The organism is Deinococcus marmoris DSM 12784 (assembly GCF_000701405.1).
GTDB lineage: Bacteria > Deinococcota > Deinococci > Deinococcales > Deinococcaceae > Deinococcus > Deinococcus marmoris.
On record NZ_JNIV01000028.1, the window covers coordinates 1 to 24,874 of the forward strand.

Sequence of the window (24,874 nt, forward strand, 5' to 3'; positions counted from 1 at the left end):
CGCTCCATTGGAGCGTATTCCACGGGAGGGCCTTTTGAAACCATCGGCGGAAGGTACGTTCGTGGAGTCCGCTGTAACGGCTGAGATTCAGGGCATTGATTCGGCCAGGAATGGCCTGCCACACCGGCATCAGGTGGAGGAAAAAACGCTGTTGGGCAGCGGGGAGATTGAGCAGGGTGAGCAGCACAGGTAAAATAGTCATTGGGTCTCCTTGGGTGTGGGCTTGAGAACCTCACCCTACCGGAGACCCGTTTTTTGGGCCACCCCTACTTTTCGTCAAAACTGTCCGAACCATTGATCATTCGGTTACAGGTGAATCTCTGCCTCCTTACGACAGCTCTAGAGGCAGATGTTTTTTTGTCAGCATAGATTTTTCAGGCTTCAGCGTCAGCGGGATCAATGCCGCACCACAGCGTCAATACGATTCGCAGCCCGTCAATGGATAGCAGTCCCATCGCCGTCAAAACCATTGTCGTTGCCACCTCACATTCCGAGGGGTTGGAGTGAGGAGCGTTGCGCTTCAATGTCAGCAACATCACTTCCAGCGCCGTGCGCTTCTTGCCGTCGCTTAACCCGTGGTCATAGGCCAGCGTGGAGTCAATCGCCGCCGCTTCGGAGAAGAAGGTGAGGTAAGCATCTTCACCGAAAGCGCTGTCTACAGCTTTTCAAGCCGCACTCCCAATCACGCCTAGATGCGGTCGTGCGCGGCATGGATAAAGCTGGGTGTTGGAAAATCCCAGCCACGATGACGGTGAAAATATCCCTTCGAAAAGGCCACCGTTAAAGTTCAGCCAGCAGGTCCAGAGTGCGCTTATCCGCCTGAATCTCGCGGGCCATTCACGCCAGAATTTCCTCGTCGGTCTGTTCTGGACGCGGTTCACGCTTGACTTCCTTAAAAGTGATGAATGTGCGCGTGTCCTCGTAACTTCTCTCTTCAGCTTTGCTCATGCGTGGCTTCCGCTCCCCCAGCGTAGCGCGGCAGCTCCGCCCTCACCGTGTCTTCACTCCCCAGAGTGTGCCCATCCTTGCCCCACAACCTAACGAGCGTTTGTTAGACTGTCCGGCACAGATGACCGAAACCGACACCAGCGCCCCGGCGCAGTCTGCCGCCAATTCAGGGCCAGTCAGCTCCGCATGGGCTGAGGCTCTGGCACGCCTTGAGGCCGATCAGAACAAGGTTCACGCAGGCGGCGGAGCAAAGGCACAGGCCCGCCAGCACGACAAGAACCGCCTGACCGCCCGCGAACGCATCGCCCGGTTGACCGACGACGGCACGCCCTTCGACGAGCTGATGACCTTCGCCGGTTGGGAGATGTACACCGACGTGGGCGGCTGCCCCAGCGGCGGCGTGGTCACCGGAATTGGCACTGTGGCAGGCCGTCCGTGGATGGTCATCGCCAATGACGCCACCGTCAAGGCGGGCGCATTCTTCCCCATCACCGCCAAGAAGGTGATCCGGGCGCAGACCATCGCACTGGAAAACCACCTGCCGCTGATCTATCTGGTGGACAGCGCGGGCGTGTACCTGCCGATGCAGGACGAGATTTTCCCCGATCAGGACGATTTCGGGCGCGTCTTTTACCTGAACGCCCGCATGAGCGCACGGGGCATTCCGCAGATCGCCGCCATCATGGGCAACTGCGTGGCGGGCGGCGCGTACCTGCCTGTCATGTGCGACACCCTGATCATGACCGAGGGTTCGGGCCTGTATCTGGCCGGGCCTGCGCTGGTAAAAGCCGCCATCGGTCAGGTCGTGGACTCCGAGGAACTAGGCGGGGCCGACATGCACGCCGCCATTGCCGGAACCGTGGACTACAAGGAGCCGGACGACGACGCGGCCCTGCGGCGGGTGCGGGCGCTGGCCGACTTATACGCGCAGGGCGACGTTGCCCCGTGGGCCAGACGCCGCGCGGAGGTTCGGGAGGCGTCCGGGCGTGACCTGAGCGAGATTGTCGGCTTCGAAAGCGGCAAGACCTATGACGTGCGCGACTTGATCACCTCTATTACGGACGGCGGCGAGTTCCACGAGTTCAAGCCGGAATACGGCGAGACCATCGTGTGCGGCTTCTCGCGGGTGGGTGGCTACCCGGTGGCCTTCGTCGCCAACCAGCGCACGGTCATCAAGAAGAAGCTCAAATCGGGCGGTGAGCCAGGGTTGCGAACACGCATTGAGGTGGGCGGCGTCATTTACGGCGACTCTGCCGACAAGGCTGCCCGCTTCATCCTGGACGCCAATCAGGCGGGCGTTCCCCTCGTCTTCCTGTCCGACGTGACCGGCTTCATGGTGGGCCGCGATTCCGAGCAGGAGGGGATTATCCGCCGGGGCGCGAAGCTGGTGAACGCCGTGAGCAACAGCGTGGTTCCCAAGATCACGATCATCACGGGGGGCAGCTTCGGCGCGGGCAACTACGCCATGAACGGCAAGGCGTTCGGCCCGCGCTTCATCTTCGCGTGGCCCAGCGCCAAATATGCCGTGATGAGCGGCAACGCGGCGGCCAAGACGCTGATGGACATTCAACTCGCGGCCCTCAAACGCGCCGGGCACGAACCGGACGACGAGGAATTGAAACGCCTCTATGACGAGGTCAAGTCCAAGTACGATACCGAACTCGATCCCCGCTACGCCGCCGCCCGCCTGTGGGTGGACGAGATCATCCCGCCCAACGACACCCGTGACCGTCTGATCCGCGCGCTGGACGCCTGCGCGGGCAACCCGCATCAGGACGAGCTGCGGGTGGGCGTGTTTCAAGTTTGAAGATGTCAAACGGTCTAACTACCCAACCGCAAACCGCAAAAACAATCCGCCCCCAGTCCTTAAGCCTTTAGACAGTTTGACTTTCAGACTGTCAGATATTCCCGGAGGGAACACCCATGACCAGCACCCTTGAACGCTCAGCCGCCGCCATCAGCCCCAACGTCCAGCCCATGAACGACGATCAGCGCACGATTGTCAGCGCCCTCAAATCCTTCCTCAAGAACAAGGTGGAGCCGGGCGCTGCCGAGCGGGACCAGACCAGCGAGTTCCCCATGCAGATCGTCAAGGAACTGGGCGAGATGGGCATCATGGGCGCGCAGACGCCCGAGGAATATGGCGGCTCGGCGCTGGATACCGCCACCTTCGCCATGATCATCGAGGAAATCGCGGCAGTGGACGGTTCGCTGTGCCTGACCGTCGCCAGCCACAACTCGCTGTGTCAGGGCCACATTCTGATCGGCGGGACCGAGGAGCAGAAGCAGAAGTTCCTGCCGGACCTCGCCAGTGCCAAGAAACTGGGCGCGTGGGGCCTGACCGAGCCGGGCAGCGGCAGCGACAGCGGCGGTCTTCAGACCAAAGCCGCAGAGCAGGCCGACGGCTCGTGGATACTGAACGGCTCCAAGAACTTCATCACGCAGGGCAGCGTGGGCGGCACCTACGTCATCCTGGCCCGCACCGACGCCGCACGCGAGGGCAAGGGCAAGAACGATGGCATCAGCGCTTTCGTGTTCAACCGCGACGAGGTTGAGGGCTTCAGCATTGGCCGCAAGGAAGACAAGCTGGGCCTGAGGAGCAGCGACACCGCGCAGCTTATTTTTGAAGACATTCATCTGCCTGCCGAAGCTCTGCTGGGCGAGCGCGGCAACGCCTTCAAGGACGTGATGAAGGTGCTGGACGGCGGGCGCGTGGGCATTGCCGCGATGGGCCTGGGCCTGGGCCGTGCCGCCTTTGAATTTGCCGCCAAGTACACGCTGGGGCGTGAGCAGTTCGGCAAGCCCATTGCTTACAACCAGGACATCTCCTTCCGACTGGCGAATATGGACACCAAACTGGAAGCCGCCCGCCTGCTGATTCGTAAGGCCGCCGATCTCAAGGACGCGGGCGAGAACTTCACCACGCCCGTCGCCCGCGCCAAGCTGTTTGCCACCACCGTGGGCGTGGAAGCTTGCGACGAGGCCATTCAGATGCTGGGCGGCTACGGCTACGTCAAGGAATACCCCGTGGAACGCTTCTGGCGCGACAACCGCCTGACCCGCATCGGCGAGGGCACCGATGAGGTTCAGCGGTTGGTGATCAGCCGGGACGTGCTGAAGCGCTTCGCGGACTGAACCAAATAAGCTGAAAGAGGGGCGGGAGGCTTGTGCTTCCCGCCTTTTTCAATCTTCTTCCAGCTCCTCCATGAACTCATCGTAAAGCCACTGGAGTTGATCGGAAAAGCCGTAGCCAAAGCCGTCTCCGTCCTTGACCAGCGCGGCGAGACGTTTGTGCGGCACCGCATCTGCGTCCAGCGTGCGCGCCCGCTTCAGTGCAGATTCAAAGACCTTTTCCATGCTGCTGTAATTGTTTTCCGGCCAGTCGCCGTAGGCGTTCAGGCAGCGAATCCCCGCCTCCACATAGCGCAGTTCCGCGTCCAGCGCCTGTATGGGTGAAGCGACTTTCAGGTACGCAGCCAGCGCTTTTTTGGCCCCGCCGACTTTCATGGTGGGCATCCGGCCCTCGTCCCGGAATGCCTTGAGCAATTCGCTGTCCAGCTTGGCGAGCAGATCAGACGAGTCCCCTTCCAGCAGCGCCGTGAGCAGACGTTTATTGGTCACGTTGGCCTTGAACAGCTCCTCAATCAGGCCCTGGAGTTCGGGGGCGTCCATCTCGGCAACCGTTTTTCGCAACTGGGTCAGGGTCAGGGGCATGGCCGTATTCTGCCCAGGATGGACACAGTCCAGCAAGCAAGAACCGAAAAGAACGGCAGGCTGCACTAAACTGCCCGTGTGGCTGACCTGACCCGCAAATCCCTTGTCCATGCCCTGAATTCCACCGCCGATCTGCTGGACCTGCTGGGCGAGGAAGCCTTCCGGGCGCAGGCGTACCGCAGCGCGGCCCGCAGCCTGGAGGGGCTGGAGGCCGAGGCGTCCGAGCTGGCGGCAAAGGATTTTGCGGGCATTCCCAAGGTGGGCAAGAACATCGCCGCCGAGCTGGGCGCGTACATGCAGACCGGCACCTTCGGCCCGCTGGAGGACGCTGCCAGCCAGATTCCCCCCGGTGTGCTGGGATTGTTCCGGGTGCGGGGGCTGGGGCCGAAGAAGATTCGCGCCCTATGGGACGCCGGATTCGATTCGCTGGAACGCCTGCGCGAGGGCGCACAGAACGGCGGGGTGGCGGGGACCAAGGGATTTGGGGCAAAAAGCGCGGCCACCATTCTGGAGGCGGTGGATTTCGCGCTGGCTTCGCAGGAACGCCAGAGCCTCAGCACCGGGCTGGACATCTCGGGGGCGCTGGCGGCGCGGCTGGCCGATCTGGACGGACGAATCGCGGGCGACGCGCGGCGTGGTCTGGACACCGTGCGGGTGGCCCGCGTGACGGTGACGGGCACGGCTGAGGAGGTGTCGGCGCGGCTGGCGGGCGCAGTGGAAGACCTGGCCCCAGTCGAAAAAAAGCCGGTGCTGGCGGGCCGGGTGGATGGCGTGCCCGTGGAAATCGCCTACGCGCCAGCCGGGGCACGCGGCGCGCTCGATCTGATGATGGGCGGCCCAGCGAAGTACCGTGAGGAACTGCGGGCAGAGGCAAAGGCGAAGGGCTTCGATCTCACCGGACGTGGGTTGAAAAAGGACGGCATCCTCATCCCCACGCCGACGGAGCAGGACGTGACCGACGCCCTGGGTCTGCCCCTGCGCCCCGCCGAATACCGCGAACCGGAACATGACGGGGTCTGGCAGACGCTGCCGCCGCCAGAGGAACTGGTCACGGTGGAGGATATACGCGGGATGCTGCACACCCACTCGGTCTGGTCCGACGGCGCGGCGACGGTGCGCGACATGGTGGGGGCGACGGTGGGCCTGGGCCACGGCCAACACTATCTGGGGACTGGGGATCATTCCCGCGCCGCGCACTACGCCAACGGCCTGAGCATCGAGCGCCTGCACGCCTACATCGCCGAAATCCGCGCTTTGCAGGCAGAAGGTCTACCCGTGCTGGCCGGGGCCGAGGTCGACATTCTGGACGACGGCTCTCTGGACTACCCGGATGACGTGCTGCTGGAACTGGATTACGTCGTCGCCAGCGTCCACAGCCTGTTCACGCTGGACCCGGTGAAGCAGACCGCCCGATTGGTGCGGGCAGCCTCACATCCACTCATTACCATTCTGGGCCACCCCACAGGCCGCCTGCTGCTGCGCCGCCCCGGCTACGCACTGGACCTGGAAGCCGTGCTGGCCGCCTGCGAGGCCAACGGGACGGTGGTGGAAATCAACGCCAACGCCGCCCGTCTGGACCTGGACTGGCGCGACGTCCTGCGCTGGCGTCAGCGCCTGACGTTTGCCATCAACACCGACGCCCACGTTCCCGGCGGCCTGTCCGACACCTGTTTCGGCGTGGCAGTGGCGCGCAAGGCGGGATTGAGGCCGGATGGGGTCATCAACACGCTGGGACAGGCAGAGTTTCTGGCCTTCGTGGCGCGGCAGCGGGCAGCGCGGGGCTGATACGGACTCCGATTGAAGGGTGTTGAAAACACCCGGAAATCCGAGCAGAGCGAGAAGGAGAAAAACGGGTTCCGGGCGTGAAGTGCAGGAATCGGCGCTCTTACGATTTCTGCCGCGTTACCGACGGAGTCCGAATGAGTCCAAGCCAGGAAGAAAGGGGCCGCGCCGATGCTGGCCCCGTTCACAGTGATCTGCTAAAGGTTCTCAGCGCGTGCCGAAATCCTGCACCCAGTAAGCATTGAACTGACCGCCCGTGGCTGGAGCGTAGCCAAAGCCCACTTCCCTGAACCCGGGATTCATCAGGGCCTCGCAGTGGCCTGTCTTGCTTTCCAGCCAGGCGTTCATCGCCTCGGGAATCTGGGAGTCGTTGAAGCCCGCCGCAATGTTCTCGCCCAGCTTCTTCCAGTCGGTATAACCGGCGGCCTCGGCACGGGTGGTCATGGTTCCACCATCTGGTGAAACGTGGTCAAAGTAGTTGCGCGCCGCCATGTCCTGCGCATGGGCGCGGGCCGCCTTGCCCAGCAGCCCGTTCCAGGCCAGGGCAGGAGCCGCCGCGAAATCCTTGCCCTGGCATTTGCGCGCTGTGGCGCGGGCCGTGTTCACCGCCTGAAGCATCTGGGCTTCTGCGGCACTGGGGGATGGTCCGGTGTCTTTTCCGCCGCCCTGCTTGTCCGGGGCAGGTGTTCCCCCACCACCGCAGGCCGTCAGAAGCAGGGTACAGGTCAGCAGCAGGCCGCTCAGGAAACGGGGAGAGGATGGGATGTTCTGCATCAGAAAGCTCCTTTTGAAGGGTCCGGGGAATGAATCTTGAACTCTCTCCAGGCTAGGACGGCCCGCCTTGCCAGGAGATGACAGCGAAAAAGATGAAGAGGGGATGTGTAGCGAGATGGTAGCAAACATGCTCCAGCCCACGCCAGAGGCCCAGCCCGTGCCAGAAAAGGGGAGCCATATGCACATGGCACTGGCTCCCCTCTTGACAGACTGACGCTCTAGCGCACGCGGGCCAGACCGTCCTGCGCGGCCTTGTATGCCGGGCTGAGTTGCAGGGCGCGCTCGTAGTTGTCGCGGGCCTTCAGGCGGTCCGGAGCCACCGCGCCCGCGCCGCGCTCGTAGCTGAGGCCCAGGTAGTACAAGTATTCCGGGGTGCGGCTGCCCAGCGAGGCGGCGCGGGTCAGCGAATCGCGCGCGCCCTTCAGATCACCAACATCCAGGCTCAGGCGGCCCAGGTAGTAGTAGAACTCGGGGTTGCGCAGCGGGTCCAGGGTCACGGCCTGGGTGAGCTGGGTCTTGGCGGTGGCGCGGTCCCCGGCCAGATAGCTGACCACGCCGTACTGCCCCACCGCGTAAGCGTTGGCGGGGGCCAGCCGGGCAGCCTGGGCCGCCTCGGACCGGGCCGCCCCTGTGTCACCGTTCAGGGCGAGCAGCTTGGCGTAATACGCGCGGTTGTAGGGATCGCGCGGATCGGCGATCACCGCCTGTTGCAGGTAGTCCAGCGCCGCCTTCAGGTCCCCGGTGGCGTAGTACATGTCGCCCAGGTTGAACAGCAGCACGCTGTTGTCGGGGTTCAGGGTGTTGGCCTGCTTGAAGGCTTCGATGGCCTTGCCCGCGTCGCCCTGCAATTTGTACACGTAGCCCCGGTCATTAAAAATCCGGCTGAGGCTGACCTCGCCCGGTTTGCCCGTCTGCGCCCTGGCAATGGCTTCGGCACCGTCCAGCACCTTCAGCGCTTCGGGCAGGTTGCCCACAAAAGCCTGCGGATCGCCCGAGCCGATGTACTGCTGCACGTAAGCCTGTGACAGATAGACCGAGGCGTTCAGGTTGCGCGGGTCCAGCGCCAGCGCAGCTTTCAGGGTCTCCAGCGCCGGACCGAACAGCCGCAGCTTGACCTGCGAACGCCCCAGCCCCAGCAACGCGTCCACATTTTTAGGGTCCAGTTCGGAGGCGGCGCGGAAGGCCACATACGCCTCGTCGTACTTGCCCTGCTCGTAATTGAACACGCCCTGCGCCACGTAGTTGGCCGCTGGAATGGTACGCACTGGCGCAGGCACAGGAAGGGGCGCAGTGGTGGGCGCAGGCACGGTGGGAACAGGCAAGGTGGGGGCAGTGGGTGCCGGTGCGGCAGGCGCAGGTGTGACGGGTGCAGGCACAACAGGCGCAGTCTGTGCGGGCGGCGGCTGAACCGGAGCGGGCGGCGGCGTCTGGGCCTGGGCCAGCGCGTGGCCCGGTGCGGCCAGAAGTGCGGCGGCCAGGAACAGCAGGCCGGAAATACTCGTGCGTCGATTCACTTGGAAAACCTCCGTGGGTTGGTGGTGGGGTAAGTTCCACAGATCATACTGTGCCGATCCCTCCTGGCCATCCGAAACCACGTCCTGATCGTCATGGGACACGCCCGGCATGATACGGGAGTGCCAGGCGCGCGGGGGTGAAGTGCCAGTGAGAGAGCCTGGAGTCAGGGGAGCAACAGGGAAAGCAGCAGAAAGGCGGTGCAGAGCGCGCGGGGACTTCATCTGGCCGCAGTGTCCGCCATCCATTTGACGCGGGGCTGATGGGCCACCGGATCGCCTTTGCGCTGTGTTGCCGCCCCATACAGCCACGGCCCTATAGTCACGGCCATGACCGATTCCGCCTCCTTCCCTGCCCCGCTCCGCCGTCTGGGCCTGACCGGCAGCATTGGCGCGGGCAAAAGTACTGTGGCGGCCCTGCTACGCGCACACGGACTGACGGTACTGGATGCCGACGCCCAGGCCCGGCTGGTCACGGAGGAACTGGAAACGCTGGAGCGGATCGAGGCCGCCTTTCCCGGCACGGTCAGGGGAGGCGTGCTGGACCGCCCCGCCCTGTCCGCCGTCGCCTTCGCCGATCCGGCACGGCTGGCCGAGTTGAACGCGATTGTCCACCCACGCGTGCGCGCCCGCATGGCGGCGCTGGAACAGCAGGCCGTGGCGGACGGCGCGCAGTGGACCGTGCAGGACATTCCCCTGCTGTTCGAGGGTGGATTGAATACCAGCATGGACGCCGTGCTGGTGGTGGACGCCCCACTGGAATTGCGCGTGGCGCGCGTGATGGAACGCAGCCAGTTCTCCCGCGAAGAAGTCCTGGCCAGAGACGCCCGCCAGACGCCCGCCGCCGAGAAACGGCAGAAGGCCGACTTTGTGATCGACAACAGCAGCACTGTGGAGGAGTTGGAGACTCAGGTGGACGCGGCGCTGGAAGCCCTCGGGATCTCCCAGCGCCGCGTTTAAACGTTTAGACCGTCAGGCTTTGCACTGTCTCGCCTCTGAGGCCCTTGTGGGCCAGCGCCGCCGCCACAAATCCCGCGAAGGGTGGGCTGGGGCGCATCGGACGGCTCTTGAATTCGGGGTGGGCTTGCAGGGCCACGAAGAACGGGTGGCCAGGAATCTCGATGCTTTCCACCAGCCCTGCACCCCGGCCCGCCACCCCCGGCGTCACGCCGCTGATGATCAGGCCCGCGTCTTGCAAACGCTCCGTGTAGGCCGGATTGACCTCGAAGCGGTGGCGGTGGCGTTCGCGCACGGTGCCGCCGTCCGGGACGCCGTACAACCTGGCAATCTGTGTGTCGGCTTTCAGGTCCATCGGCCAGTCGCCCAGGCGCATAGTGCCGCCCAGCCCGGCGATCTCCACCTGTTCGGGCATCAGGTCGATGACGCGGTGGGGGGCGTAAGCGTCGAACTCGGTGCTGTTGGCTCCAGAGAGGCCCGCCACGTTGCGGGCGTATTCGATCACGGCGATCTGCATGCCCAGGCAGATGCCCAGATACGGCACCCCGTTCGTGCGCGCGTACTCGGCAGCGTGGATCTTGCCCTCGATGCCCCGGATGCCGAAGCCGCCGGGGACCAGAATGCCGTCCACGTCACCCAGTTGCGCTTCCAGGCCGCCCTCTTCCTCACTGGAATTGTCCAGTTCCTCGGCGTTGATCCACTTGATGTTCACGCGGGCGTCGTTGGCGATTCCGGCGTGCGTCAGCGATTCCAGCAGACTGAGATAGGCGTCGGGCATGGCGGTGTATTTGCCCGCCAGCGCAATGGTGACGGCGTTCGTGGGCTGCTTGATGGTCCGCACGGCGTTGGTCCACACGCCCAGGTTGGGATGCACTCTCTCCAGCTTCAGCAGGTCTTCCACGGCCTTGCCCAGCCCCTGTTCCTCCAGCGCCAGCGGCACCTCGTAGACGTGCGACACGTCGAAGCTGCTGAAAACGCGGTTCTCGCGCACAGAGGTGAACAGCGCGATCTTGCGCGTGATCTCAGAGGGCAGTTTTTCCTTGCTGCGGACCATCACGATGTCGGGACTGATGCCCACCGAGCGCAATGTGGCCACAGAATGCTGCGTGGGCTTGGTCTTGAACTCGTTGGACGTGCCCAGGTACGGCACCAGCGTCAGGTGCAGGTACAGCACGTTCTCGTCGCCCTCATCGAAGCGGAACTGCCGGATGGCTTCCAGAAAGGGCAGCGATTCGATGTCGCCCACGGTGCCGCCCACCTCGATCAGCACGATCTCCGCGCCCGCACCCTCACCCGCCACCTTGATCCGGCGCTTGATCTCGTCCGTAATGTGCGGGATGACCTGCACCGTCTGGGACAGGTAATCCCCGGCGCGCTCCTTGCGAATGACCTCCTGATACACCTGCCCGGTGGTGATGTTGCTGCCCGGTGGAATGTCCAGATCAAGGAAGCGTTCGTAGTTGCCGATGTCCAGATCGGTCTCGGCCCCGGAAGCGGTCACGAAGACCTCGCCGTGTTCGTAGGGACGCATGGTCCCCGCGTCGATGTTGATGTACGGATCGATCTTGACCGCCGTGACCCGGTAACCACGCGCCCGCAGCAGCGCGCCCAGGCTGGCACTCGCCACGCCTTTTCCCAATGAACTGACCACGCCGCCCGTGACAAAGATGTATTTCATAGCTCCCCACACTCCAAGCGCTTTGCCCCCCGAACGCGGCCTGTACACGTTCTGCGGCGGGGCCAAAAAAGAAAAACCGGGGCGCTTGGCCTCCGGGATTTAATGGTATCACGCTCCGGCCCAGGCGTTCAGGGAGCCAGATTGCCCACGTTGCGCGGCGTGACCACCAGCGGCGTCACGCTCTGCGGCCCAGTGGTGGCAGCATTGCGCGCCGGCACCGTCACAGCACGCCCACCCACCTGCCGCGACAGGGCCAGATTGATGGTCACGGACGTGTTGCCTGGGGCCTGCGGCGCAGCAGTGGTTACCTCGAAAAGCGGTGGGGTGCCCGTCAAGGCCAGTGGCTGGGGCTGGACGTAATCGAGGAGGAGGCGGCCTTCTCCCCCACTTGCCGCGCTATAGGAAGGAACATTCAGTGTGGAGAGCGCAGGCGCTGAAACATAATTATTCCGATACTCCACCAGCACCCAGCGGTCTTTATTGATCTCGTCCGCACCTGGATTATTGAATGAGGTTGCGCCGCTCACCCAATCGCTGCGTTTCACTGGATAGTAGGCGATGAATTTATAGCAGCGGCGTATATCACCAGAAGCTGTTCCTGTACATTGCTCGCTCAGTGGACCAGTGGGATTCGGCAGCAGTTGCGGCGGGCGCACGAAAGCCACAATAGGTGCCGCCGCATCGCCCACTTTCCAGTCTCCAGTTACCGGTCTTCTTGTCGTGTATCCACCTCCCAGCGTGATCGTCGTCCCCACCGGAAACACATACACTGCTTCCCGAATCTGCGCGGCCATGTAGTTCTGGGCGATCTGGCTTTCCTCCAGCAACTCGTTGCGGCCCTGCAAATCCGTGGCGCTGCGCGACGAGGAAACTAGGAGGTTAGAGGCCACCAGAAAGATGGCCAACCCCAATGCGATGGCCACCAGCAGTTCGATCAGGGTCAGGCCCTGGATAGAGGGGCGCTTCATCGGCGGTCCACTTCCACAATCAGCTCGGCCAGCAGCTTATTGCTGTTCTGGGGGTCCACCTGAGTAATCCGCACACGCTTGAGCGGTGGCTGACTGATGACTGCCCCACAGGTGCCAGGTCTTCCCAGGGTGCCTGTGGGCTGGTTATCCACATCCAGAGCTGTAATCTCGATATTCAGACCATCCAGAACCGCCGGATTCGTCAGGCAATTCTTATCGTAATTGCTCTGACTCAGCCAGTCACCGCGCAGGGATTCCATCGCCCGCTGGGCCGCCTGAGTGGCGCTGACCTGCTGGTTGCTCTGGCGGGTCAGGCCAAAAAAGCCGGTCAGGGGGGTCAGAACCACCAGCACGATCACACTCAGGAGGGCGATGCTCACCAGCACTTCAATGATGGTCAGGCCCGCCATGTGACGGGGCGGAAGTTTAGTTCTCGGTTGCACTGAGCATCACCTTCCCCGTGATTCCAATGGCCTTGACCCACAGATTCAAGTTGGCGTTGGAGGGACTGGTGAGCTTCCAGGAAACGCCGGTGGCCGCCAGCGTGCCGAAGGGCGGCTGATAGCTCAGATTAACTGTATTTCCTACTGGACTGATGGTGACCCCATGCGGCAGCGTCAGGTTGCGGGTCTGGAGTGGACTTCCCGCGACGGTAAACGCATATGCGGAGGTGCCCGTGGTGACCGTGACACTGTTGACCACACCCGATTTCTGCGCGCCTGTTCGGGCGCGGCGCAGATCGCCCACCAGTTGATAGGCGGCGTCGCGCAGTTCGTTCTGGCGGATGGTCCGCAGCAAAAACAGACTGAACGCACCCGCGATAATGCCCAGAATCGCAATGACCACCAGCAGCTCCAGCAGGGTGAAGCCCGCCTGGAAGCGACCAGCTCGTATGCGTATCATTGCACCCCCTGGCCTGCGCTCACGGCGTCGCCCTGAAGGCGGATGCCCAGCCCGGTGTTTTTTTCCAGATCCTTATTCGTGCCCTGGATTCGCAGCACGATGGACCAGTCCTTCTGGGTGGGAAAGGCAGGCGGGCTGAAGCCATCATAGGTCCGCTGATCGTAGACGAAATTGCGGCCATAGCCCCGGCCATCGGTCTTGCCAAATGCGCCGTAATAGTCCTCAATGATCCCGCCGATCAGGTTGACCTTGCCCAGCGAGTTGTCGGGCGCGCCCTGATCGTAGCCCTCGACCTGCACCGCGCCCTGGCTGGCCATCAGGACCGCGTGAATCTGCGGGTTGGTGCCGATGTTAGGGCAGTTACCGATGCCGTCCGGGCAGCTCTTAGGGCTGATCAGGTTGATGTTGGCCGCCACCTTACTGCCATCGGCGTTCGTCTTACCACTGGCGTAGATGCCCAGGATGTTCTGGGCGTCCTGCCGGTCACACGGGGCGGCGGCGGTTTCCGTGTTCTGGCCCCCGCAGGGCGGCACCGTGTACTTGAGACTGCTGGTGATGTTCACGTCCCCAGTGGCCGCCACCGTGACCCCGGCGAAACTGGCGATGCTGGCCCCCGCCAGACCACTCTGGGCCACGTTGGGGCCGCCGTTGAGGTTAGCGATCTTGCCGCCGTCCACCGAGATAACGCCGTTGAAGGGATTGACCGTGGCGAAGGGGCCGCCCGCAGGTCCGACAGTTCCGGCGGCGTCACGTCCGGCAGGAACCCACGCCCCATTGTTCTCAATGAACAGGGTACCGTTCTGGCCATACGACAGTTCAACCGTTACGCCGCTTTGCTTGTAACTGATGCGCTGCCGCTCCTGCCCGCCGATCTCATCGCGCCAGAGCTGCATCTCCTGAACGTCGCCGCTGAGGGCCAGCCCAGCGGTCGGCAATGGTTTGAACACACCTGTCACCGGATCGAAGTCATAGCCCAGGGCGGCGGCCCGCTGATTCTGGGAGTTGGTAGGCAGCGGAATAAAGTCAGCGTCCCACTTGACCGATGACTTGAATTGCGGCTGAGTCTCGCCCACCCTGGGAGCGTCCGCTGTGGAAAGGTTATCGGGTGGACCTCGCCCAGCCATCTGCGCCGGAGTCAGGAATTGCGACGGCGCTATACCAAAGCGCGCGCCCGGCTCGGCGGGGACCAAGCAATCCAGCTTTCCCCCCACCTCACCGATCAGCCCCGGTCCCGGCGGACAACCTGCCGAGGTCACCTCGCCCCAGAAAGTGGGCGTCTTGTAGAACGTGAAGCGTCCATTGGTATGCACGGGGCCGCTGAACAGCGTGCGTTCAGTGAAGGTAATCAGCGTATCGTCGGCCTCCGCCTCTGGACTCTGAAACTGGCGGTTGGTGAACAGGCCGAACTTGGCAAACGGCTCGCGGCTGATCAGCAGGTAATATTCTCCCTTGCCGCCATTGGTGGCGCGGGCACTGAGCCGCTGGGTGGTGGTCCCGGTCACGCCCCGCGACTGCGCTGAAGGCACCTCAAAATAAAGCCGGTACTGATCCCGCTGACGGTCCAGCCGGGTGGGCACCAGGCCAAACTGAACGCCGTAGCTGCCGTTCTGACCTGCTGGACCGGCGTACTGCATGCCTGCCGTCCCGGAGAACATCTCTCCCCAGAACTTTGCGCGCGCCTGATCACCAGTGGCCCTGAAACCCTCTTTGGCAAAGTCGGCGGCCTTGACTGCGTTGGTGAGCAGAGTAACCCGCCCTCCGCCCGCATCCCGCAGGCCGTCCGCCGGAAACGTGCAGACGGTGGAAACCGGATTGGCCGGCGTGGGCAGCGGCTGGGGCGGCAAAACCGCCAGACCGCACATCGCGGCGATCTGGCTCTCGACTGCTGAATTCCGAGTGATTGCCGGAATGGTGGCGCTATCCAGCAGGGCCTTCATCACCTTCAGCCGTGCCTGCACCCGCGCCACCCCGGATTCGGCAGCGTAACGCGCGCTCAGCAGCGCCTGCTGGTCCACGCTGGAGCGCCGCGACGAAAGTGTGACCTGCGCCGTCACCGACATGATCACCGCCAGCAGCAGCATCACGAACAGCAATGACACGATCAGCGTGGCTCCCTCAGTGGTTCGGACGGGGGAACGGGGCGTAGTGGGCATGAAGTCAGTATGAAGGAAAAATGCAGAAAACTTCACCCCAGCTTGGGGGGGAAGTCAGAACTCTGTCAGTCTTAATGTGCGGGCCAAAAGGAGATCAGCTCAGCGCGCCCGCACCCGCTCCAGCAGCGCCGTGTTGCGCGTCTCGCGCTGCCGCCCCGCCGCCTTCTGCCACGCCGAGGCCGAGCCGACGGCGAAGAAACGCTCGCGGGCGCGGGTCAGGGCGGTGTAGGCCAGATTGCGCGACAGCATGGGCATATGCGCCTCGTGCAGCACGGTCAGGACACTGTGCCACTCGCTGCCCTGGGCACGGTGGACGGTCAGCGCGTAGCCCAGTTGGACGTTGAACAACTCTGCTCCGGCCAGTTCCACGATGTTGTTGTCGAAATCCACCGTCAGGCGGTTGTTCTCGGCCTTCAGCACGGTTCCCAGCGTGCCGTTGAAGACTTCATTGGTGTAGTCGTTTTTCGTCTGCACCACGATGTCCCCGGCGCGGGCCTCGCCGTCCGCGATTTTGATGCCGCCCTCGCCGGGATTGAACAGGCCCTGAAGGTGGTAATTCAGGTGTTCCATACCCAGCGGTCCCCGGCGCATGGGCGTCAGCACCTGCACCTGCGTCGGTCCCCCCAGATCACGCACCAGCAGGGCCACCCGCCGCGCGCCGCCGTCGGGATCGGCTTCCGTCAGGTTCAGGCGGGGATCGCCCCAGGTGGGGGCCGTGCCGTGCAGCAGGTCATGGGCCGCGCGGATGATGGGGTTCTGGGCGGCCTGACGATAGACCGTTTCCAACCGCACGGTGGGGGCGGTCTGCGTCAGCGCCAGCAGGGGCAATCCGGCGTCCACCGGGGGCAACTGATCGGTGTCGCCCACCAGCAGCACCCGCGCGCCCGCGCCCACTGCCGAGAGCAGCGAGAGCATCAGCCCGTCGCCGCACATGCTGACCTCGTCCACGATCAGCAGGTCATAGGGCGCAGGTTCCAGATGGTTGTGCCGGAATCCGGCGGGACCGAAGCCCAGCAGGCGGTGGATGGTGCTGGCACTGCGCCCCGTGACCTCGCCCAGCCGCCGCGCCGCCTTGCCGGTGGGGGCGCACAGGCCCACTTCCAACCCCATCCCCTCGGCCAGATCGGCCACCGCGCGGGTTGCCGTGCTTTTGCCGGTGCCGGGGCCACCCGTCAACACCACCAGACGGTGATCGGCCAGCAGCTCCAGCACCTGCGCCTGTTCGTCGGATAAATCCTGCGCCGCGCCTGCTGGCACGATCCATTCATCCCCGCCCGGCGGCGTCGCCAGCAGCGTGCGGATCAGGGAGGCCAGCTTCTTCTCGGCGCGCAACGTGGGCGGGAGGTAGATGCGGCTCTCGCTCCGGTTCTCCGCGCCCATTTCCTCGGCAAACAGCGGAGCTTCATCGTCCGACAATCGGCCCAGTTCCACCGCCGTCTCCACCGCCAGCTTGGCCTGGGCCGCACTGACGCGGGTGTAATGCGACACGCCGCGCTCGGCCCGGTGGCGCGGCAGGAAGGAGTGCCCGCCCTGCTGCGCGGCCTGCTGCAAGGCGTACACGGCGGCGGCGGTCAGGCGGCGCGGATCGTCCTGCAAGCCGCCCTGCGCGGCCCACAGCTTGTCGGCGGTCAGAAAGCCGATGCCCTCCACCTCGGTCAGGGCGAACAAGTCGGCGGTCAGGCGTTCCAGCGCCGCCTCCCCGAAGTGCTTGACGGCCCGCTGCGCCTGGGAAATGCTTAGACCCAGACCCTGCAATCCCGCCAGCAGACGCCGCTCCAGTCCCTGCTGTGACCAACTGCTGACCATTTTGTGCAGCGTGGACGCCGTGACGCCCGGCACCTGCAAGAGCCGGTTCGGATCGTTTTCCAGCACGTCGAAAGTGGTGGGGCCGAACATCCCGGCAATCCTCTTGGCCAGCACCTTGCCCACGCCGCCCACGCGGGCCTCCAGATAGGCGGCCACCCCGGCTTCCGTCAGATCGGCAGGGGCAGCCTCCAGCACCATGTTCAGCACGCGGTACTGGTAGCCGTACTCGCGGTGTTCTTCCATCAGCACGTCGGCGCTGAAGGTATCCCCGGCGTCCAGCGGGGGCATCACGCCGATCACGGTGGCGTCGGGGTCCTCGCCGTCGTCGTTGACAATCCGGGCGGTCATCACCGTAAAGCCCGATTCGGCGCGGAAGCGTACGCGGTTGACCCCGCCCGTCACGCGGAAGGCTTCGGCAGGGGGCGAAAAAGCAGTCACGGATTTAGTCTAGCGCCAGGGTGGGGGTCAGGACTGCGGTGACAGCACGCCGTCGTAAATCTCGTCCAGCGTGATGACGGTATTCAGGCAGGGCAATGCAATCTCGCCGTGGCCGACGTATTCGGTCAGAACCCATTCCTTTCCCTCGCGGCTGTAGGCGTACACGCGCCGCTCGGTCTGTTCGGCGATCAGGTAGGTCTGAAGGCTGGGGATAGAGGTGTAGGCGGGATATTTGACGAGATGGTCAATCTCACGGGACCGCTCGGAGATGATCTCAGCCAGAAAACAGGGTTCTGTTCCGTAATATTCCTCGGCAGGGTCAGTGGAATACACCGCCACATCGGGGTAGAAAAAGCAGTTGCTGGCGGGCAGATGCAACTTGAATTGCGAGATGAAAATGTCATAGCCGAGGCTTCGGCTCAGGCCATGCAGGAGAAACAGCACATTTCCAGCAATCTCGGCGTGCGCCCGGCTCGTCCCGTCCTCCTGCCCCGATTCGCCGTGCAGACCGTACCAGAAGCCGCCCACGTACTCGCGCCGGAACTCGCTTTCCAATTCAGTTTGCAGGTACTCCGCCTTGCTGATGGGGCCGTGGAGTGTGGGAGGCATGCGAAAAGAGTACGGCGCAAACCCTCCCCGTGCTAGATTTTTCTGCAATGCGCGTACTTCACACCGCTGATTTCCATGCGGGCCGCAACCTGCGTGGTTATGACCGCACCCCCGAAATCCATGAGGCTCTGATCGAGATCGCCGCCCTGGCCCGCAGCGAGAAGGCTGACGCTGTGCTGGTCTCCGGCGACCTGTTCGACACGGGCAATCCATCGGCGGACGCCGAGGCCGCCGTGTTCGACTTCTTTCTGCGCCTGCGTGACGCCGGGATTCCGGGCATCGTGATCGCCGGGAACCACGACAGTTCCGCGCGGCTGGAGTCGGTGACGGGCCTGTTGGGCTGGGTGGGCATTCAGGCGGTGGCGCAGCCCACGGCCAACCCGCTGGACATGGTGCGAAGTATTGAAACAAAGGGCGGCGAGACCCTAACCGTGGGCGCGCTGCCGTACCTGTCCGAACGCCGGCTGGTCAAGGCCGCCGACCTGATGGGCGGCGATACCGGCGCGTGGCGGCAGAAATACCGCGAGGGTATGGGCTTTTTCCTGCGCCGTCTGGGCGAAGGCTTCCGCGCGGGCAGCGTGAACATGTTGATGGCCCACGCGACGATGGACGGCGCGGTCCCCAGCGGCTCCGAGCGCACGCTGCAATTTGACCTGACCAACCAGTACACGCTGTCGGGCCTGCAACTGCCTGCGGGCGCGCAGTACGTGGCGCTGGGCCACATCCACAAGCCCCAGCAGATCTCGGAGGCTCCGCTGGCGTGCTATCCGGGCAGCATCATCCAGCTTGATTTCGGTGAGGGCGGCGAGAAAAAGCAGGTCAACCTGATCGAGGTGGAGGCCGGACGCCCCGCCAGAGTGCATGTCCTGCCGCTGGCGAGCGGGCGCGAACTGAAGACCATTCGCGCCGATCTGGACAACGTGGAGGCCCGGATCAAGGCGCTGGGCGACTTTGACGGCCTGCTGAAAGTCGTGGTGCGCGCCCCCGCCGGAACCGCCCTGCCCGGCCTGAAAGACCGTGTGCTGAAACTGGCTCCCAACACCCTGGCGGTGGATCTGGAGGCCAATCAGGAAGACCTGGCCCTGCCCGAACTCAAACGCGAGGGCCTGAGCCTGACCCAGTTGTACGAGCAGTATTACCGCGAACGGCGCGGCGAATTGCCCGACGATCTGCGCGCCGCTTTCAAGGAAGCGGACGAGGCGGCGCGGGCGGAGGAAGTGGCGTGAGGAGGTTGAAGGTTAAAGGTAGATGGTTGATGGAGAGTGGCTCTTTTTCCATCACCCATCACCTATCATCCATCACCGCGCCAAAGGCGCAAGCATGAAGCCCATCCGCCTCGAAGTCCAGGGCTTCACCGCCTTCCGCCAGTTCACCGAGCTGGACTTTGGCGATCTGGAACTGTTTGCCCTCGTGGGGCCGACGGGCAGCGGGAAATCGAGCCTGCTGGACGCCATGACCTTTGCGCTATACGGGTACACCGAGCGACTGGGCGGCTCCGGGCTGGACGCGCTGATCTCGCAGGGCGAGCGCGGCATGAGCGTGGGCCTGACCTTCGAGACGGGCGGCGTGACCTACCGCGCCTCGCGCACCAAGGGCCGCAAGCAGGCCGAGAACGAGGTGCGTTTCGAGCGCAAAGACGCCGACGGGCGCTGGGCCAACCTCAGCGACGGCGGCGTCAAGGGCGTCAACGAGCGCATTCAAACCGTGCTGGGCCTGACTTTCAAGAACTTCACCCGCAGTGTGATGCTGCCGCAGGGTGAGTTTGCCCGTCTGCTGCACGGTACGGGCAAGGAGCGGCAGGCCATTCTGGGCGAGCTGACCGGGCTGGAACACGTCGCTGCCATGCAACGCGTTTCTTCTGATAGGGCTAAGGAACTGAAGCACCGCGCGGGCAGCCTGAACAGCGTGCTGGAAAACGAATACGCGGATGTAACGGCGGAGGCTGTTGCAAATCTGCGTACCGAGCGCGAACGCACCGACGCCGAGGCCGAGACGTTGCATGACCGCCGTGAAGCCCTGCAAAACAGCCAGGCCCGCTTGCGCGAGACCGAGAAGGTCTGGAAGGCACGCGAGGACACGAATCGCCGCCTGACCGCGCTGGACGCCCGCGCCGCCGGGGTGCAGGCCGGGGCCGTGCGGGCGGTGCAGGCCCGCCGGGTGGCCGGGGTGCTGCCGCTGCTGGACGCTGCCGAACGCGCCCGAATTGCCGCCGAACGTGAGGCCCGCGCGTTGGCCGGAGCGCAGGGGGCCGCCACCCAGGCCAGCCGCGCCGCCGAAGCTGCCCAGACCAATCTGGACTCCGCGCAGGAAGCCGAGGCAGGCATTCCCAACCTGGAAGCCCGCGCCGACAAACTGCGTGAGGCCGAGGCCGACGCCGCCCGCCTCAAGCGTTCCGGCGGCACGCCCCAGACCACCCACGCACAGCCGCTGGAGTGGGACGAGGACGCCTTTCTGGTGGCCCGCGCCGGGGCCGAAAAGGCCGAGAAGAACCGGCAGGAACGCGCCAAGATTGAGGCCGAGCGACTGGGCCTGAATTCGGCGCTGACCCGCTTCAAGGCCGAGGAAACGGCGCAAGCGCAGGAAACGGCAGAGCTGGAACGCGTCAAACGCGACGGTCAGACGGCCAAGGCCGATCTGGAGGCCGCGCAGAAGGCGTTGGAGGAAGCCCGCCTCACCTCCGGGCTGGCCTCTTACCGCACACACCTGCATGTGGGCGAGGACTGCCCGCTGTGTTTGCAGGAAGTGCGCGAACTGCCTGATGCCCCGCATGCCGATCTGGGCGCAGCGCAGGACCGTGTGAAGGTATTGAGCGCCACGCTGGATGAGCGCCGCACCCGCTTCAGCGATCTGCGCGCCGCCCTGAAGGCCCGCGAGACGTGGCTGGCCGACAAGGAGGCCGAGAACCGCAACTGGCAGGAGGCCACCGGACAGCGCGAGGCCGATCTGCGCGCCGCCGAAGCTCTGGTGACGGGCGATCCGCAGACGGAAGCCCTGCGCCTGCTGGCTGGACTGGCGGGACGGGTGCGCGCGGCAGGAACGGACCCCGCCGGGAAACGTCGTCAACTCCTCAACGACGTGATCGCGATCCGCAAGCGTGTGCAGGAGGCAGGGGCGGCCCTGTCCCGTGCAGCGGGCGATCTGGCGGCGGCCAATGCCACGCTGGCGGCGGCGCAGAATGCCTCGGCGGGCCGGGAGACGGACGCCACGGAGGCCCAGGCCGCGCTGGATTCTGCCCTTTCCAGTCTGGGCATGGACGCTGCACAGGCCAGAGCCGCCGCATTGCCTGAAAACGACATCGCCGCGCTGGAAGAAGCCGCCCGCACCCAGGCTGCCCAGCGGGCGCAACTGGCCGAAACGCTGGCCGAACTGGAACGCCAGTTGGGGGCCGCCCCCTTCGATCCGGCAGAGCTGTCGCAGGTGGGCCGTGATCTGACCGCCACCGACGCCGCCCTGTCTGCCACCCGCGAACGCGCCGGGAGTCTGGCCGAGCAGGAACGGGCCGGACGCGAACGCCTGAAGCGCAAGGCGGAAATCGAAACACAGGCCGACGACACTGCCCGCAGCCTGGACACCTGGCAGACCCTGACCAACTCGCTGAAGGCCAACGAATTCCAGCAATTCCTGCTGGCCGAAGTCGAGGCCCAACTGCTCACCCGCGCGGGCCTGCTGCTGCACGAGATCAGCGACGGGCGCTACCGTCTGGCCCTGGAAAAGGGCGAGTACATGGTGCAGGACCTGTGGAACGCGGGCGAGGCACGCGGCGTCAAGACCCTATCGGGGGGGGAAACCTTCCTGGCCTCGCTGTCGCTGGCGATTGCCCTGAGCGACTATCTGGCCGGGAACAAGATTCTGGGGGCGCTCTTTCTGGATGAGGGCTTCGGCACCCTGGACCCGCAGGCGCTGGAAGCAGTAGCAAACGCCCTGGAAAGCCTGCGCACCCAGGGCCGCATGGTAGGGATCGTCACCCATGTGGAAAGCCTCTCCGAACGCCTGCCCAGCCGCCTGCTGGTGACCAAGAGCGTGGCTGGAAGCAGTGTGCAGCGGATGGATTTGTGACGGGTCTGAGGGTCAAGAGTCGAAGGGGCTGAGCAAAGAATTGGGCCGTTCTCCGACCCTCTAACGCTCAGACCACCACAGCGCCCCTAAGCCACTTCCTCCCGCTCCAGCTTGGCGAAGATCATGCGCCCCACGTTGGTCTGTACATTGTTCACCACTTGCACGCGGGTCTGCTTGCCCCGGAATTTCAGGCCGTCCTCTACCACCACCATCGTGCCGTCTTCCAGGTAGCCCACACCCTGGCCGGATTGCTGGCCGCCCTTGGTGATGGTCACCGCCAGCAGATCGCCCGCCTGCACCTGCGGTTTGAGGGCCACCGCCGCCTCATTGATGCTCAGGACCGTGACGCCGTGCAGCTTGGCGATCTTGCCCAGATTGCCGTCGTTGGTCACGATCTGGCCCCCCGTTTCGCGGGCTAGGCGGATCAGCTTGTCGTCCACGCTCTTCAGGGCCGCGTCGTCCCAGTCCTCGATGCGGATGGGCTTCAGCTCGCGCAGTTCTTCCAGCAGCCCCAGACCGCGTTTGCCGCGCGTGCGCTTCTGCGCGTCGCCGCTGTCGGACAGGAGTTGAAGCTCGCGCAGGATGAACCCCGGCACCACCAGTTCGCCGTCCAGAAACCCGGCACGCACCAGTTCCAGAATGCGTCCGTCGATGATTACATTGCTGTCCAGCAGCTTGCTGCCGCTGCGGCGGCGCACCTGCGGAAAGGCCAGCATCCCAAACGCCTCGGCGTGGCCCACCGCGAAATTGACGAAGAACACCGCCAGAATCACCGTGACCAGCAGGTTCCAGAACCAGTTGAAAAAGGGCAGGCTCTGAAACAGACTGCTTAAGAGGACACTGAGGAGCAGGGCCACGATCAGGCCGAAGGTTGCCGCCGCCACCGTGCGCGGCGACAGGCCCGCGTACCAGCGCGAGAAGCGGCCCACGCTGCCGGTCAGCAGTTTCTCGGCGCGCGGGGCGAACAGCAGCGCGATCAGGCTGCCCGCCAGCATCAGGCTGAGGGTATTGACCCGGTTGAGGTCCGTGGGCTGCGCCGAGGCCAGCGCCTGCCCAGCCAGCCACCCCAGCAACAATCCCAGCCCCATGACAAACAGACGAACAGCCAGCACGCCCCATAGTGTAGCGGCTGAGATGGTGTGAAACGGTTCAGAGGGCGGGATTCAGGGCAGGCGAATCGCAAGGCTGCCCTCAACCGCCAGATCCGCCCTCCTGCGCCGCCGCCGTCACCATTTTTGGCGCTTCTTCCACCCGCCGGATCACCGGATTGAACAGTTGCGCCGCCGTCACCCCGGCCAGCAGCAGGCCCGCGACGATGGCAACATGGCCCCCGGCATAGCGCGCGGCCAGCAATCCGGCCAGCGCAGTGCTGAGGGGCGAGGTGAACTGCGCGATCAGGCGGCGCACGCTGAACACGCGGCCCTGCATGGCGGGCGGCACCTGCGACTGCCAGATGCTCTGCGAGTGCGCGTTCATGGCCGGATAGGTCAGGCCCAGGACGAACAGCGCCGCACTGGCCCCCAGCACCGTGGAGCTGAAGCCGAAGGCCGCCAGCGCCAGCCCCGACACGAGCATCGGCAGCAGCACGCCCAGCACCCGCTGCGTTTTCAGGCCGCCCCACACGCTGATCAGGATGCCGCCCAGCACACCCCCCACACTCTGCGTGATGGTCAGGGTGGCCAGCGCGGCGGTCAGGGTGCTGCCCCGACTCTGCCAGTCGGCGGCCAGCCCGAACTTGACGATCAGCGGCTCCAGCACGCCCAGTCCGCTGCCGCATAGATTGGCGACGGCGAAGGTGAGAAGCAGCGCCAGCAGCGGCTTTCGGCTGCCGATGAACTTCCACCCGAAGGCCATGTCCTCCTTAAAGGAACGCGGCTGGCTGCGGTCCGTGACCTCTTTCGGGGACGGAACATGCAGGCGCGAGAGGATCAACGCGGCCACCACAAAGCTCAGGCCGTCCACGGCGTAGGCGAAGGGCACGCCGTTTTGCAGGCCCGAGAGCCAACCAGGCAAGGCATCAGATTTTCGCAGCAGCGCGGGCACGCCGATCAGCAACGCGGCCACCGCCGGACCCACCAGTCCGGCCAGACTCCAGATGGTCTGCATCATGCCGTTGGCGCGCGGCAGGCGCTCCTTGGGAACCAGCGTGGTGTAACTTGCATCGAAGGCCGAGCCGTGGAACGTTCCCACCAGCCCCATCAGGCCGGAGACGAGAACCAGCGCCCACAGCGGCGCGGCAGGCAGCAGCAGCAGGCCCAGGATGCTGAAGGTCAGCAGCGCGCCCAGCAGGTCTGCGGCCAGCATGATGCGGCGGCGGTCATGGCGGTCTGTCCACGTTCCGGCCAGCGGCGCAGTCAGGGTGGCGGCCAGACCCCAGGCCAGCGCCGTGGCCGACAGCGCCAGTGCCAGTTGCGGCTTTTGCTCGGCCAGCGGAAAGCGCGTGACGGTCAGGTAGATGTTGAAGGCAAAACCCGCCACCGCTGATCCCAGCACACTCAGGGCCTGCGAACTCCACAGCCACACGAAGGTGCGCCAGCCATCAGGGGCGGGTTGGGGTGCAGAGGTCATCTGAGATTA

General features: G+C 64.7%; 18 protein-coding genes and 1 pseudogene. 6 read left to right on the plus strand and 13 right to left on the minus strand.

Features of this window, described 5'->3' with window-relative positions; genetic code table 11:
• Nucleotides 1-202 (minus strand): annotated as a pseudogene (locus Q319_RS26955) (IS4 family transposase); the annotation flags it as partial.
• Between the two features lie 867 nt (nucleotides 203-1,069).
• Here Q319_RS26955 and Q319_RS0108470 point away from each other — a divergent pair.
• Together Q319_RS0108470 and Q319_RS0108475 are read left to right on the plus strand one after the other, a co-directional pair.
• Entirely contained in the window at nucleotides 1,070-2,755 is a 1,686-nt protein-coding gene (locus tag Q319_RS0108470; RefSeq protein ID WP_029481840.1) for an acyl-CoA carboxylase subunit beta, read from the plus strand.
• A gap of 116 nt (nucleotides 2,756-2,871) precedes the next feature.
• Nucleotides 2,872-4,083: an acyl-CoA dehydrogenase family protein gene (locus tag Q319_RS0108475; protein WP_029481841.1), complete on the plus strand. Its 1,212-nt coding sequence runs from the start codon at nucleotides 2,872-2,874 to the stop codon at nucleotides 4,081-4,083.
• A gap of 48 nt (nucleotides 4,084-4,131) precedes the next feature.
• On the opposite strand, the gene Q319_RS0108480 is transcribed toward Q319_RS0108475, so the two are convergent.
• Complete coding sequence (locus Q319_RS0108480) at nucleotides 4,132-4,662, minus strand: hypothetical protein (protein WP_029481842.1); 531 nt, start codon at nucleotides 4,660-4,662, stop codon at nucleotides 4,132-4,134.
• A gap of 78 nt (nucleotides 4,663-4,740) precedes the next feature.
• Between Q319_RS0108480 and Q319_RS0108485 the strand changes: the two genes are divergently transcribed.
• A complete protein-coding gene (locus Q319_RS0108485) occupies nucleotides 4,741-6,447 on the plus strand; it encodes a helix-hairpin-helix domain-containing protein (protein ID WP_029481843.1) in 1,707 nt (568 codons plus the stop codon).
• A 204-nt stretch (nucleotides 6,448-6,651) separates the two neighbouring features.
• On the opposite strand, the gene Q319_RS0108490 is transcribed toward Q319_RS0108485, so the two are convergent.
• Both Q319_RS0108490 and Q319_RS0108500 read right to left on the minus strand, forming a co-directional pair.
• Nucleotides 6,652-7,218: a CAP domain-containing protein gene (locus Q319_RS0108490; RefSeq protein ID WP_029481844.1), complete on the minus strand. Its 567-nt coding sequence runs from the start codon at nucleotides 7,216-7,218 to the stop codon at nucleotides 6,652-6,654.
• 218 nt (nucleotides 7,219-7,436) lie between these two features.
• Nucleotides 7,437-8,732 (minus strand): tetratricopeptide repeat protein, encoded by a 1,296-nt coding sequence (locus Q319_RS0108500; protein WP_029481845.1) that lies wholly within the window; start codon nucleotides 8,730-8,732, stop codon nucleotides 7,437-7,439.
• A gap of 327 nt (nucleotides 8,733-9,059) precedes the next feature.
• On the opposite strand from Q319_RS0108500, the gene coaE reads away from it, so the two are divergent.
• Complete coding sequence (coaE, locus tag Q319_RS0108505) at nucleotides 9,060-9,689, plus strand: dephospho-CoA kinase (protein WP_029481846.1); 630 nt, start codon at nucleotides 9,060-9,062, stop codon at nucleotides 9,687-9,689.
• A gap of 4 nt (nucleotides 9,690-9,693) precedes the next feature.
• Here the strand turns inward: coaE and Q319_RS0108510 are convergent, their stop codons facing one another.
• The 7 genes from Q319_RS0108510 to Q319_RS0108540 form a co-directional block, all read right to left on the minus strand.
• Nucleotides 9,694-11,364, minus strand: coding sequence for a CTP synthase (locus Q319_RS0108510; protein ID WP_029481847.1), 1,671 nt, complete (start codon nucleotides 11,362-11,364; stop codon nucleotides 9,694-9,696).
• Nucleotides 11,365-11,492: 128 nt separating this feature from the next.
• Nucleotides 11,493-12,332, minus strand: a complete 840-nt coding sequence (locus Q319_RS25455; protein ID WP_029481848.1) for a PilW family protein — start codon at nucleotides 12,330-12,332, stop codon at nucleotides 11,493-11,495.
• Nucleotides 12,329-12,742: a hypothetical protein gene (locus Q319_RS0108520; RefSeq protein ID WP_029481849.1), complete on the minus strand. Its 414-nt coding sequence runs from the start codon at nucleotides 12,740-12,742 to the stop codon at nucleotides 12,329-12,331. Before Q319_RS0108520 ends, Q319_RS25455 begins: the two co-directional genes overlap by 4 nt.
• Nucleotides 12,743-12,758: 16 nt before the next feature.
• Nucleotides 12,759-13,235 carry a pilus assembly FimT family protein gene (locus Q319_RS0108525; RefSeq protein ID WP_029481850.1) on the minus strand — a complete coding sequence of 159 codons (477 nt, stop codon included), beginning with the start codon at nucleotides 13,233-13,235 and terminating at the stop codon, nucleotides 12,759-12,761.
• The gene (locus Q319_RS0108530; protein WP_029481851.1) at nucleotides 13,232-15,388 is read right to left on the minus strand and encodes a DUF4900 domain-containing protein; all 2,157 of its coding nucleotides are present in this window, start codon (nucleotides 15,386-15,388) and stop codon (nucleotides 13,232-13,234) included. Before Q319_RS0108530 ends, Q319_RS0108525 begins: the two co-directional genes overlap by 4 nt.
• Before the next feature lie 99 nt (nucleotides 15,389-15,487).
• The gene (gene recD2, locus Q319_RS0108535; protein WP_029481852.1) at nucleotides 15,488-17,632 is read right to left on the minus strand and encodes an SF1B family DNA helicase RecD2; all 2,145 of its coding nucleotides are present in this window, start codon (nucleotides 17,630-17,632) and stop codon (nucleotides 15,488-15,490) included.
• A gap of 27 nt (nucleotides 17,633-17,659) precedes the next feature.
• The gene (locus tag Q319_RS0108540) at nucleotides 17,660-18,241 is read right to left on the minus strand and encodes a Uma2 family endonuclease (protein WP_029481853.1); all 582 of its coding nucleotides are present in this window, start codon (nucleotides 18,239-18,241) and stop codon (nucleotides 17,660-17,662) included.
• 47 nt (nucleotides 18,242-18,288) lie between these two features.
• On the opposite strand from Q319_RS0108540, the gene Q319_RS0108545 reads away from it, so the two are divergent.
• Complete coding sequence (locus Q319_RS0108545; protein ID WP_029481854.1) at nucleotides 18,289-19,467, plus strand: exonuclease SbcCD subunit D; 1,179 nt, start codon at nucleotides 18,289-18,291, stop codon at nucleotides 19,465-19,467.
• Between the two features lie 94 nt (nucleotides 19,468-19,561).
• Nucleotides 19,562-22,297, plus strand: coding sequence for an AAA family ATPase (locus Q319_RS0108550; RefSeq protein ID WP_029481855.1), 2,736 nt, complete (start codon nucleotides 19,562-19,564; stop codon nucleotides 22,295-22,297).
• A gap of 86 nt (nucleotides 22,298-22,383) precedes the next feature.
• On the opposite strand, the gene Q319_RS0108555 is transcribed toward Q319_RS0108550, so the two are convergent.
• Nucleotides 22,384-23,409 carry a PIN/TRAM domain-containing protein gene (locus Q319_RS0108555; RefSeq protein ID WP_029481856.1) on the minus strand — a complete coding sequence of 342 codons (1,026 nt, stop codon included), beginning with the start codon at nucleotides 23,407-23,409 and terminating at the stop codon, nucleotides 22,384-22,386.
• A 79-nt stretch (nucleotides 23,410-23,488) separates the two neighbouring features.
• Nucleotides 23,489-24,865 (minus strand): MFS transporter, encoded by a 1,377-nt coding sequence (locus Q319_RS0108560; protein ID WP_029481857.1) that lies wholly within the window; start codon nucleotides 24,863-24,865, stop codon nucleotides 23,489-23,491.
• Between the last annotated feature and the right edge of the window lie 9 nt (nucleotides 24,866-24,874).